This window comes from Clostridium neuense (genome assembly GCF_045310695.1).
Classification (GTDB): domain Bacteria; phylum Bacillota; class Clostridia; order Clostridiales; family Clostridiaceae; genus Clostridium_S; species Clostridium_S neuense.
This window is the reverse complement of record NZ_JBJIAA010000018.1, coordinates 16,437-29,430: the sequence shown is the minus strand read 5'-3', so window position 1 is coordinate 29,430 and position 12,994 is coordinate 16,437. Positions and strand designations below refer to the sequence as shown.

10 protein-coding genes and 1 riboswitch are annotated in these 12,994 nt (G+C 31.5%); of the genes, 7 read left to right on the top strand and 3 right to left on the bottom strand.

Annotation, left to right across the window (positions count from 1 at the left end; all coding sequences use genetic code 11):
* Positions 1-55: 55 nt before the first annotated feature.
* A complete protein-coding gene (locus tag ACJDT4_RS19040) occupies positions 56-1,399 on the bottom strand; it encodes a replication-associated recombination protein A (RefSeq protein ID WP_406789178.1) in 1,344 nt (447 codons plus the stop codon).
* 288 nt (positions 1,400-1,687) lie between these two features.
* On the opposite strand from ACJDT4_RS19040, the gene ACJDT4_RS19035 reads away from it, so the two are divergent.
* The 7 genes from ACJDT4_RS19035 to ACJDT4_RS19005 all read left to right on the top strand — a co-directional run bounded on the left by ACJDT4_RS19035 (position 1,688) and on the right by ACJDT4_RS19005 (position 12,068).
* Positions 1,688-4,369: a GAP1-N2 domain-containing protein gene (locus ACJDT4_RS19035; protein WP_406789177.1), complete on the top strand. Its 2,682-nt coding sequence runs from the start codon at positions 1,688-1,690 to the stop codon at positions 4,367-4,369.
* A gap of 168 nt (positions 4,370-4,537) precedes the next feature.
* Positions 4,538-5,374, top strand: a complete 837-nt coding sequence (gene licT / locus ACJDT4_RS19030; RefSeq protein WP_406789176.1) for a BglG family transcription antiterminator LicT — start codon at positions 4,538-4,540, stop codon at positions 5,372-5,374.
* 92 nt (positions 5,375-5,466) lie between these two features.
* Positions 5,467-7,344 carry a beta-glucoside-specific PTS transporter subunit IIABC gene (locus tag ACJDT4_RS19025; protein ID WP_406789175.1) on the top strand — a complete coding sequence of 626 codons (1,878 nt, stop codon included), beginning with the start codon at positions 5,467-5,469 and terminating at the stop codon, positions 7,342-7,344.
* A 26-nt stretch (positions 7,345-7,370) separates the two neighbouring features.
* Positions 7,371-8,780 (top strand): glycoside hydrolase family 1 protein, encoded by a 1,410-nt coding sequence (locus ACJDT4_RS19020; protein ID WP_406789258.1) that lies wholly within the window; start codon positions 7,371-7,373, stop codon positions 8,778-8,780.
* Positions 8,781-8,840: 60 nt separating this feature from the next.
* Positions 8,841-8,943, top strand: a riboswitch (TPP riboswitch).
* A 56-nt stretch (positions 8,944-8,999) separates the two neighbouring features.
* Positions 9,000-9,629: an energy-coupled thiamine transporter ThiT gene (gene thiT, locus ACJDT4_RS19015; RefSeq protein WP_406789174.1), complete on the top strand. Its 630-nt coding sequence runs from the start codon at positions 9,000-9,002 to the stop codon at positions 9,627-9,629.
* A 334-nt stretch (positions 9,630-9,963) separates the two neighbouring features.
* The gene (locus tag ACJDT4_RS19010; protein ID WP_406789173.1) at positions 9,964-11,370 is read left to right on the top strand and encodes a GH1 family beta-glucosidase; all 1,407 of its coding nucleotides are present in this window, start codon (positions 9,964-9,966) and stop codon (positions 11,368-11,370) included.
* A complete protein-coding gene (locus ACJDT4_RS19005; RefSeq protein WP_406789257.1) occupies positions 11,364-12,068 on the top strand; it encodes a GntR family transcriptional regulator in 705 nt (234 codons plus the stop codon). Before ACJDT4_RS19010 ends, ACJDT4_RS19005 begins: the two co-directional genes overlap by 7 nt.
* A gap of 87 nt (positions 12,069-12,155) precedes the next feature.
* On the opposite strand, the gene ACJDT4_RS19000 is transcribed toward ACJDT4_RS19005, so the two are convergent.
* Together ACJDT4_RS19000 and ACJDT4_RS18995 are read right to left on the bottom strand one after the other, a co-directional pair.
* Entirely contained in the window at positions 12,156-12,311 is a 156-nt protein-coding gene (locus ACJDT4_RS19000) for an endoglucanase (RefSeq protein ID WP_406789172.1), read from the bottom strand.
* 333 nt (positions 12,312-12,644) lie between these two features.
* On the bottom strand, positions 12,645-12,800 hold the full coding sequence (locus ACJDT4_RS18995; protein ID WP_406789171.1) for an endoglucanase: 156 nt from the start codon (positions 12,798-12,800) through the stop codon (positions 12,645-12,647).
* Positions 12,801-12,994 lie beyond the last annotated feature (194 nt).

Below are 12,994 nucleotides of genomic sequence, written 5' to 3'. Positions count from 1 at the left end.
CCCTTTAGATTTGCAGTGTAAAATATTTATAATTAATAATAACATAATTGTTTTTTTATTTAAAGGTAGATGTGTTACTATTATCTTTATTTCTTAATTCCTTTAATTCTTCAAGGTGCTGTGCTGCTTTTTTCTCCAGGCCTTCTGTAGTTGGAAAATAGTATTTATGATCTTTTAAATTATCCGGCATACACTGCATAGCTGTTACTTTATCTTCAAAATCATGAGCATATTTATAGCCTTTTGAATAACCAAGGTCAGACATTAACTTTGTTGGAGCATTTCTAAGGTGAAGGGGAACACCTTCGGAAATTGTATTTTTTGCATCTTCTTTTGCTTTTTCATAGGCCATGTATAATGCATTTGATTTTGGAGCTAAGGCTAGGTACACTACAGCTTCTGTTAGATTTACACTGCATTCAGGCATGCCAATGTAATGAGCCGCATTGTAGGCAGCAACACATACCTGAAGAGCATTAGGATCGGCAATACCAACGTCCTCAGAGGAAAAGCGAATAAGTCTTCTTGCTATATATAGAGGGTCTTCTCCACCTTCGAGCATTCTTGAAAGCCAGTAAATAGCTGCATCACAATCGCTGTTTCTCATAGATTTGTGAAGGGCAGATATTAAGTTGTAATGTTCTTCACCATTTTTATCATAAAGTAAAGCTTTACTCTGCATGCAGTCTTCAAGGGTCTCTTTGGTTATTGTTAGGGTGCTCTCAATTTCTTTAGTGCTTAAAATCGCCATTTCTAAAACATTGAGAGCGGTTCTAGCATCACCATTTGAATATATAGAAATGATATGCAAAAGTTCATCCGTAACTTTTATATTCTTATATCCAAAACCTCTTTTATCCTTTAGAGTATTTTTTAGCAGCACTACAATGTCTTCCTCTGTAAGGGGCTTTAAAACAAAAACCCTGCATCTTGAAAGTAAGGCAGAATTAACTTCAAAGGATGGATTTTCTGTAGTAGCACCTACAAGGATTATGCTGCCTTTTTCAACATATGGCAGAAAAGCATCCTGCTGTGCTTTATTAAATCTGTGGATTTCATCTACAAAAAGAAGGGTTTCTGTTCCCATAAGTCTGTTCTTTTCAGCTTCCGACATAACCTCTTTAATTTCCTTTATTCCAGAAGAGGTTGCACTAAATTCAATGAAATTACATTTGGTCATTGAAGCAATAATCATAGCAAGGGTAGTTTTGCCAACTCCAGGAGGCCCCCAAAAAATCATTGAAGTGAGGTTCCCAGATTCAAGCATATTTCTAAGGGCTTTTCCTTTTCCAAGTAGATGCTGCTGTCCAATATATTCGTCAAGTTTTTTAGGTCTCACCCTGTTTGCAAGGGGATTATTGACTCTTTTTTCAAATAAAGAACCCTGTATATAATTCATATTTCATACTCCTTTACATAGAATCCGCGAACGTATGTTTAAGAAAAGTATACTGCTACAGGTAAATCATTTCAACTACTTCATCTATAAGAAGTTATTCATTAAGCTTATGATATTTTTGTTGTTGTATTAAAATTAATGAAAAGTTAATAAATTAGAAACATGAAAATGGCTATTTTACTTGGGTTTAGCGATGGTCTAAAGTAGACAATAAAATCAAATAAATTTATAATTAAAATTAGGATATAAATTTGTGCAAAAGCAGAAAGAGGAAGTGGGAGTTTATTTATGAAGATAGATCAATTGTATTATACATTTTGCAAAAAAGGATTGTCTTCAGGAAAGGGGTTTCAAACTTATTCTATGTCTGATGGATTAAGTGAGGAGGAAAGAAGTGAAATAGAAAAGCATTGCTTTTATATTCAACCTCAAAAGCCTGCCAGTGATCCATCTAAAATGGCAACAGAAGAGAATTTCCCTATAGGATTTTCGTTTTTTAAGCTAAAAAGTGGAAGGCCTTGTGTTTGTAGAACAAAGTATAAGGGTATAGATAGTTTAGGGAAATTTGCAAACTACTTTTGCCATGTACTTGTGTGGGAAGGTACAGAACTTCCATTTTACCCAATTCAACTTTATAACTCCAAGGTATTTAGAGATGGTTTAACTGAAGAAGAAAATAGTGCAGAAGAAATAAAGCCGCTTCCAATATTGAATGGTGTAGAAGAAGAAGAATTTATAAAAACTTATCATATTGAGAAGTTTTTGAAGGAGAGCCCGGAAGATAAAAAAGAAGAGAAACTGACTAAGCTTGTTGATGGAATTATAGAAGCAAAAACAAATAATAAAAAAGTGATTTTTGCAGATGAGACACAAAATTTATATATGTGGATTGCAGCAGCAACTATGGTATTTCCTGTTTCTTTTGCAAATAATATAACTTTTAATACCTATAATTTTGCTCCTGAAGGTACGGAAGAATTTTTATGTGGTACCGTGAATGAAGGTACAAAGTTTAAAATAAGTAGCATGGAGCAAAGCTACAAGTTTAATATCTTTGATTTGTTTAGAGATGTTGGTACGGAATTTGAGTTTAAAAGTGAATTTGCAAGAAAAGCAGCACTTCAGTACACTTTTATAAAGGATTATGGAAAATCTTTTGCAGAATTTATGGATTTATTTAGCTACGGAAAGCTTGATGAAAGAATAGATAATTATGTTAATTTACTAAAGTTAATTAATGAAGGAATTGAAAGCTTAGATTATGAGGCTGCTATAAGAGCTTTAAACTTTGCAAATGAGTATGGTTTACAGCCTGTCCTTGAGAGAGTGATGGAAGCATTAGATGAGGAAGCTTTAGGAGCTGTACTTTTTAGTTCGGATTTAAATATGCTAAAAGTGGTGTTCAAGCTTTTATTTAGAGCAGCTGAGGTTACTGGTAAAAAAGATTATGAGGATAAAGCCTATGGATTTTTCTTTAATGCTGTTCAGTTTTTAATAGTCAATTCAGAAGAAATAAATGTGCAGGATTTACTAAAGCTTTATGATGACATAAGAGAATATAATAAATTATATATACAGGATTTTGCAGTTAAGGCTATTGAAAATAAAAGGCTTCAGGATGCAATGACATATCTAAAGGATGGAAATTCAAGATGCGCAGTATTTTACATGTGCACAATATTTCAGAATTTTATTTTTTTAGGTAAAGAACAAAATTCAAAAATACCTTGGAAAATTATAATGAGAATTGCTACATTGGAGGAATTTGTTAAAGTCTCACTGAAAATATTAGTTAAATCCAAAGAGGCACTAAGTCTAGTGTTTAAGGTTTTAATTGAAGCTGATAATTATTTTGGAAATTTGATGGATATGAGTTCTAGCATGTGTGTAGCTCAAAGTGACTATGAGAATGCTATAGCAGCTTATAATGAGGTTTTAGATGATATCTCTAAAGATAAAGCATCTAATATAATAAAAGAAATACTGGATAAAAAAAATGGTGGAGAAATTCTTATATTTGCCTACAAGTATAAGATGAAAAGAATTAGTAAAAGGAAAAGCTATTTTAAAAATTATTGTTTAAGCGTATTTGATGAAAATCCTGGATATAGAAAAAGGTATTTCTCTTTGGCACTGGAAGAGCTTATGCTTAGCTTTTCAGCTGAAGATTTTAATATGGAATTTTACAAGCAATTTACTGAATACATTGAAAAAAGAAAATTAGAAAAGCACATAGGAAAATTTCTTGCAACAAGGCTTGTAAATAAATTTCAAGATATAGTGCCTATTGAGCTTCCAGATGAAGACCAAAGAATAGTCATACAGGAAATTAACTTTTTAAATAGCTATTACAACATAAATGTTATACCTAATATTTCTCAAATGATACATTATGCGGAACTGCTTTATACTGGAAGTCTTTCTGTTGAAAAATTTTTATGTGATGAAAATAAGTTTGATTTTACCGGTATTGATGAGGGCAAATATGAAAAAATACTAAGACTTATGTTTGGAATTATATGTCCTAAACTTGATGGTACTATGACTCATATAAAAATGAAAAATATACTTATGTATGATAAATTTTTTATAATTTACTTTAACACCTATATAAATACCATGAATGATATTTTTAACACTAATGGAAGAAATGCAGGAAGTAAAACTTCATATAAGTTGTATTTTGATTTTATTTATTTTATAATAAAATGCAAAACGTTATTTACAGAAAGTCAATTTAAGGATATAGAAAAGTTTATATTTCAAACTCTTGAAAAAGTTGACTTGAGCTATTTGAAAAATTATGATAAATATATGCAAAATATAATTGTAAGTGCCAGTAAAAGTGAAGAAGCAAGAAAAGTTAAAAGAGAATGGCAGAGAATCTATAAAAATTTAAATGATAGCATTAAGAAAAAGTATATATTAGATAAATTACAAAAATTGTATAGGCGTAGGGCTAATGAATGATTATATGCAGTTTGAAAGTTAGGGCTTGACTAATAACATAATGTTGATATAATAAATATATAATTTAATGAAGAATGAGGATTGTTACTGAAATATTTTATATCGTCAGGCAAGACCTATAGTTAATTCTATTAGGTCTTTTTTTATTGCAAAAAATGGAGTGGTGCTATGATTATACTAAAGATTTTAAACAATAATTTGGTTTTGTCAAAAGATAAAGACGGAAGAGAAATTATCGTGAAGGGTTGTGGAATTGCATTTCAAAAAAAGCGAGGAGAAAGCATTGATGAATCTATAATTGAAAAGGTATTCGTCCCGGAGAATAAACAAAACAGTGAACAAATGCAGAAATTTTTAGCATCAATTTCAGAAGAGTATTTTGACTTTGTACAAAAATATGTAGACAAGGTTAAGAAGGAAATAAATATAAAGCTTAGTGATAGTATTTATTTATCTTTGAGTGACCATTTATCCGGTGCGATTGAGCGTTTTAAAAAGGGAATAGTGCTGCACAATTTTCTTTTACTGGATATAAAGCAGCTTTATAAAACAGAGTATGATATTGGGCTAAACATGGTAGAGGAGTTAAATAAAAAATTTGATACAAAGCTTCTTACAGATGAAGCAGGTTTTATTGCCTTACACTTTGTTAATGCTCAAGATCAAAATGTGTCCGCAGATAGTTATCAAATGACAGTGTTGATTAATGAAATTATAAATATAATAAAGCAATATTATGGTGATATAAAGTTTGAGGAGGATAATATTTATTATCAACGCTTTTTAACTCATCTTAAATACTTTGCAAAACGTTTTTTGAATAAGGAACAAAACTATGATCAAAATATGGAGCTGTTTAATATTGTAAAAGAACAGTATGCTAATGCATATGGCTGCGTAAAGTTAATTTACTTAATGATGCAGGAAAAATATCAATATGAATTGACTGTTGAGGAAATGCTCTATCTAATTATTCATATTCAGAAAATAACAGAAAACAAGTAAGCATTGGATTGTTACTGAAATGCTGGCAGTGTAAGCGGTATCATTCAGGCAAGACCTTTATATAATCATTTATTATACGAGGAGGAAATGCTATGAAAAAAGATTATGGAAAAATAGCAGAGAGATTAATTGAACTGCTAGGAGGAAAGGACAACATTAAAAGTGTGTTCCACTGCATGACAAGACTTAGGTTTTATGTAAAAAACAAGTCTCTTGTAAATGAGAAAGAAATTGAAAAAATTCCAGAGGTTCCAGGAGTTAATTGGTATGAAAATCAATTTCAAGTAATTGTGGGCAACGAGGTGGATGCTATTTTTAAGGCATTGGAGAGTAAAGGAATTAAGACAGGAGAGGAAAAAGAAAATAGCAAAAGCTCAAATGGAGTTTTTTCTAAAATTGTTGATACCATTACAGGCTGTATGACACCTATGATCCCTGCATTAACTGCAGCAGGTATGATTAAAGTTATTTTGACATTAACTAACTATTTTCACATACTGACGGATAAGAGCAGTACTTATCAAGTTTTAAATTTCATTGGTGATGTTGCGTTTTATTTTATGCCGTTTCTAATTGCAGCAAATGCAGCAAAGGTATTTAAAGTAAATCAGGCACTTTCTTTGATTATTGCTGGAGTATTATTACACCCTAATTTTGTAAAGCTAGTTGAAGGTAAAGGGCTAATTACATTTATTGGACTCCCAGTATCAAAGGTAAGTTATTCTTATTCTGTTATTCCAATTATTTTGATGGTTTGGATTATGTCATATATTGAAAAGCTAGTAGATAGAATTACTCCTAAAATGACAAAGATTATTTTAAATCCAACGTTAGTTATTTTAATTTGTGCACCTTTAGCATTGATTTTAGTTGGACCTGCAGGAGATATAGCTGGAAATGGATTAGCAGTAGCCATTAATTTTCTGTCTCAAAAGCTTGGATTTGTAGTTTTAGCTTTACTTGCAGCTGCCTTCCCGTTTATAGTTATGACAGGTATGCATCATGCTTTAACTCCTATTGGCTTGTCTGCTATTGCAACAGGAGGCTCAGATACACTAATATTTGTTTCACAGATTTGTGCTAATATTGCACAGTCAGGAGCTACTTTTGCGGTAGCTGTTAAAACAAAAAATAAGAACATGAAACAGTTATCCGCTGCTTCTGGTATTTCTGCCCTTATGGGTATAACAGAACCTGCTCTTTATGGTGTCACTATGAAGTTAAAACGTCCAATTTTTGCAGCCGCTATAGCCGCAGGAATTGGAGGAGTTGTTGGAGGTATTTTGCAGGTATCACTTTACATACCACAGAATAGTATTATGTCTATTCCATGTTTTATTGGTAAAAAGGGTATGGGCAATCTTGTATATGGAATTATTATGATAGCAGTTACTTTTGTTTCTTCATTTATAATAACTTACGTAATAGGTTTTGAAGATATAAAAGAACAGGAAGCTGAAGAGTTAGAAGAATCAAAGCTTGAAGCTCAAAAGGAAGTAAAGCCTTTAGTTGAGAAAATTGAAGTTTTTGCGCCAATAAAAGGTGAGGTTGTTGCATTAGAAAATGTTCCAGACAAGGTTTTTGCAGATAAATCATTGGGAGCAGGTATAGCTGTTATTCCAGATGAAGGAAAGGTTTATTCGCCTGTAGATGGAAAAGTAACTATGATAATGGATTCAAAACATGGCATTGCAATTGAAGCTGAGGAAGGCTTGCAGCTTTTAATTCATATTGGCTTGGAAACTGTAAAATTGAACGGCAAGTATTTTAAAGCACATGTTCAAAATGGAGACTTAGTTAAAAAAGGTGATTTGCTCATAGAGTTTGATAAAGAAAAAATAGAGGCTGAAGGCTATAACTTGATTACACCAATTTTAGTAGTTAATGCTAATGATTATATAAAATCAGTTCCAATGGTTAAGGAAAGAGAAAAGGTGCAGGTAAACGACAAGCTTTTAACTATAGTTTAGGAGGGGTTAATTTGAAAGAAAATACAATGCCCAAAGGTTTTTTATGGGGAGGAGCAACTGCTGCAAATCAATACGAAGGCGGATATAATGAGGGTGGAAGAGGTTTATCCATTGCAGATATTCTAACTGGCGGCAGTTTAAATAAAAAAAGGCGGCTAACACCGCCTAAACCTTTAGAGGATGAATTTTACCCTAATCACGAGGCAACGGATTTTTATCACCATTGGAAGGAAGATATTGCTATGTTTTCAGAGATGGGGTTTAAAGTATATAGAATGTCCATTTCTTGGTCAAGAATTTTTCCAAAGGGTGATGAACTTGTGCCCAATGAAGAAGGCTTAAAGTTCTATGATAATGTAATTGATGAGTTACTGGATAAAGGTATTGAACCATTAATAACTATTTCTCATTACGAAAATCCACTGCACCTTTCTCTTGAATATGGTGGCTGGAAAAATAGAAAACTTATAGATTTTTACTTGAGGTTTGCAGAGGTTCTTTTTAAAAGATATAAAGGGAAAGTAAAATACTGGCTTACTTTTAATGAAATTAATATGCTAACAGAGCCATTTGGTGCGGTTTTTTGTGCTGGTATGCTGGAGGAAAAGGATAATACTGAATTAAATAGATATCAGGCAATGCATCATCAGCTAGTTGCCAGTGCACTTGCCGTAAAAATGGCTCATGAAATTGATGCAAATAATAAGGTGGGGTGCATGCTGGCGTATCATAATATGTATCCATATACCTGTCACCCAGAGGATATTTTATTTGCACAGAAGTATGCTCAGCTCCACAACTTCATAGCAGGAGATGTGCATGTTAGAGGAAAATATCCGGGCTTTGCAAAAAGATATTATGAGGAAAACAACATTAAATTAGCAGTCGGCAGAGAAGATTATGAAATTTTGCAGCAGGGTACAGTGGATTTTATAAGCATAAGCTATTATTCAAGTGCTTGCGTTAGTATTGTCAAAGCAGGAGAAAAAACTGACGGAAATGGCACAGCAAATATTAAAAATCCAAATTTAGAAGCTTCGGACTGGGGCTGGCAGATAGATGCTGTTGGCTTAAGATATGTATTAAATCAAATTTATGATCGATATGAACTCCCGATAATGATTGTGGAAAACGGGCTAGGCGCTGTAGATGTATTATCAGAAGATGGTGCAGTTCATGATGCTTATAGAATTGATTATATGAGAAAGCATATTGAACAAATGAAGGAAGCTATTTCTGATGGTGTTAAGCTTATTGGTTATACCTGCTGGGGATGTACAGATATTGTAAGTGCTTCTACAGGTGAAGTTAAGAAGAGGTATGGCCTTATATATGTTAATAAGCATGATGATGGCAGCGGAGATTTATCGAGAATGCCTAAGGACTCATTTTATTGGTATAAGAGGGTTATAGAGTCTAATGGAGCTAAGCTATAATAATAATTAATGATTTTACTTTAAAATGGAAATAAAATGGAGTATAATAGTCATGAATTAATAAAGTGCTAGGGGTGCCTTTGGGCTGAGATGTAAAGCTGTGCTTTAAACCCTTATACCTGATCTGGATAATACCAGCGTAGGGAAGCAATTATTTTGTTTATATAACAATTGTTTTCAGAAGGTCTTCCTAAGCACGAATTTTAGGAGGTTTTTTTTATGTCTTTTTCAAAAAATATTGGAGAAATATTAAAACACCCAACATCACTTGCAGCTCTTCTTGCTTTAATTATACTCGTTGTAGTGGCTATAAAGGTTAAAAAGGTAAAGCTTAATACTCACATGATAGCCCAAATAGGTATAGCTTTAGCTCTTGCAACTGTACTTAAAATATTCAAAATATATCATCTTCCACAGGGGGGAAGCGTAACTATAGGAAGTATGATACCAATTCTTTTAATGGCAATCTTCTATGGACCAGAAGTTGGTTTTTTAACAGGTTTTTTATATGGAATTATTACTCTTATAATGGACCCTTATATCCTTCAACCTGTACAAGTATTGTTTGACTATCCACTTCCATTTATGGCACTTGGACTTGCAGGATACTTTAGAGATAAAAAAATTGTTGCAACTGTAATTGCTGTTTTCGGACGTTTTGTATTTCACTTTATTTCCGGAGTTATATTCTTTGGAAGCTATGCGCCTAAAGGACAATCGCCAGCTCTATATTCACTTATATCAAATGGCGTATTTTTAGCAGTTGAAGGTGCAATATGCGTTGTAATTATGGCAGTGCTTCCAGTAAAACAATTGTATTCTATAGCCGTAAAAAATCACACTGCATAGCTGCAAAAATGTAAGGAAAAATTTTATTAAATTACTGTGAAAACGGAGTAACAATGCTGTAGATTTATAGAATTTTTTTTTATGTAATAAAGCATTGTTACTCCGTTTTATTTTTAATAAATTGTATTTATTATCTTCATAGAATTGTAACAATAATCTGATAATATATAAATATAGTAAAACAAATAATTAAATAAAAATAAGATTAACATAGTTGAATAGTCCCCCTGTTCAACTATTTTTTTTGTGCTTAAAAAACTTTACACAAGAAAATGGTAGGTATATAATAAATTCATACCAATGAATTTTTGATTTGATTAAAGGAGGAAAGAAGATGAAATTTCCAAAGGATTTCTTATTTGGAGCTGCCTCTGCATCCTATCAAGTAGAAGGTGCCTGGAATGAAGATGGGAAAGGCATTAGTAACTGGGATATATTCTCGAAGATACCAGGAAAGACTTTTGAAGGGACAAATGGAGATGTTGCTGTAGATCATTATCACAGGTATAAAGAAGATGTTAAATTAATGGCAGAAATGGGATTAGAATCTTATAGGTTTTCTATTTCTTGGCCAAGAATAATACCAGATGGTGATGGCAAGGTTAATGAAAAAGGAATTGAATTTTATAATAATTTAATTAATGAATGCTTAAAGTATGGAATAGTGCCTTTTGTTACACTATATCATTGGGATTTGCCGCAGACTTTAGAAGAAGCTGGAGGCTGGACTAATAAAAAAACTATAGATGCTTTTGCTAAATATGCTGAGGTATGTTTTAGGGCATTTGGAGATAGAGTTAAGCATTGGATAACCTTTAATGAAACTATAGTTTTTTGTGGTCATGGCTATTTAGCAGGGGCACATCCACCTGGCATTGTTAATGATGCTAAAAAGTATTTTCAAGCTACACACAATGTTTTTGTAGCACATGCTAAGGCTGTAAGCAAATATAAGAGTTTAAAGCAGTATGGTGAAATCGGAATAACTCATGTATTTAATCCTGCTTTTAGTGTTGATGATAAGGAAGAAAATATTTTTGCAGCAAAACATGCAAATTATTACGATACTTTTTGGTTTTATGATCCAATATTAAAGGGTGAGTATCCTGAATATGTACTTGATCAGTTGAAGGAACACGGATGGACTCCAGATTGGACCAATGAAGAGTTGGATTTACTTAAAGCTTCAGCTGATAAAAATGATTTTATTGGACTTAATTATTATCAACCTAAAAGAGTTATGAAAGTTGAGTCTACAGAAGGTTTTGAAGCCAATAGAGAAAATTCTACTGGTGCGCCAGGAAATCCTTCGTTTGATGGAGTTTATAAAACAGTGATGATGAAGGATAAAGTGTACACAAAGTGGGGATGGGAAATTTCTCCTGAGGGTTTCCTAGATGGACTTAGAATGCTTAAGGAAAGATATGGTGATGTTAAATTATATATCACTGAAAATGGCTTGGGTGATGAAGACCCAATAATAGAAGATGTTATAGCAGATGTACCAAGAATTAACTTTATAAAGGAACATTTAAAGGTTATAAAAAAGGCTATACAAGAAGGAATAAATCTCAAAGGATATTATGCTTGGTCTGTTATTGATTTATTAAGCTGGTTAAATGGATACAAAAAACAATATGGTTTTATATATGTTGACCATAAAAATAACCTAGAGAGAAAGAAAAAGTTATCTTTCTATTGGTATAAAAATATAATTGAAACAAGGGGAGAAGAATTATAAAAAAGTATAGTGCGGTAATTGAGGAACTTGAAAGAGAAATATTAAATGGAAAGTTTGATTCTAATAAAAAGCTTCCAACAGAAGAAGAACTTATGGAAAGGTTCGATGTTAGCAGAAATACTATAAGAAAAGCTGTAGAGATTTTGGTTAGCAAAGGATATATATATCAAGTTCATGGAAGTGGAATATTTTTAAGGGAATTTTCTAAAGCCGGATGCATTCCAATGTGGGATATGAGCGGGCTAACAAAGACGTTTTCTAAAGATAAGTTAACAAGCAAGCTTTTGGAATTTAGTTTGATTGAGGCAGACGAAGAATTAGCTGAAAAAATGAAATGTAAAACCCATACAAAATTATATCATGTTAGACGTGTAAGATATATGAACGAGGAACCATTTACTATAGAAGAATCGTTTTTTAATAAAGATATAATTTTATATTTGAATGAAGATATATGTAAAAATTCAATATACGAATATATAGTAAATGACCTTAAGCTAAAAATTAAGTTTGCCGATAAAGTAATAAGTTGTGAGAAATTAAATAAAGCTGAAGCCTTGCTTTTAAATTTAAATGAAGGAGATCCTTCACTTATTATAGAAAACACTGTATTTTTAAGCAATGGAATGATATTTGACTTTTCAAGAGAAAAATATAACTATACTAAGGCTAAACTTTTAAGCTTAGCTACACTTTAAAAAATATCTTTTTAGGTTGCACCTTATATAGGTGTTGGTTTTTGTATTTAAAGCAGAGTATAAAAAAGGGCGTCTAAACGGCGCCTTTTAATATGGAAATAAATATCTATCTTCATAAAAAATTTTCATTTGCTCTACTTCAGGACAGTTTTGAAATTCTTTAGGAATCTCATAAATATCTACGTTTTCAGGGAATAAAATTGATAATAATAATATTAAACCTATTAATAATAACATAGACATATTGAATCAGCCCCTTTCACTTATTAAAAATATCTTTTATAAGTAAAATTTATAATTAGCTTAGCTTTCATAATTAATTGGTACATTTATATTATACACAAATGAAGGAAGAAAGTCATTAATTTTAAAAAATAAATAAAAAAATGCAATAATGCCAATTGTTTTATTGAATCATATAAAAAGTAGTAAAAGTAAAATGGTGAAACTAAGGATAGTTTAAGTATTAGTATTTGCTATTGAAAAAGAGTTAATTGAGAAGCATTTTTACACTAAAATAAAAAAGGATTCATTAAAATACCAATAAAAAAGAAAGGCGTATGTATGCGCCTCTATCTAAAATATATATTCATATCTATCATCGTAATAAGATTTCATTTGTTGTACTTCAGGGCAATCTTGAAATTCCTTAGGAATTTTATAAACATCTATGTTTTCTGGAAATAAAACCGATAATAACAACATTGAACCTATTAATAATAATATAGACATATTAACCAACTCCCTTCAATAATTATTATATACAAATGCAAGAAAAAAGTCATTAGTTTTTTGAAAATGGATTTAAAAATGCAAGTTTAACAAGCAAAATATATTTTATAGCATAATTTGTTAAAAATCTCACACAAGGCTTACAATTAATTAAGATAAGACATTGGTTTGTTAAAAAAGTATAATTGCAAAAA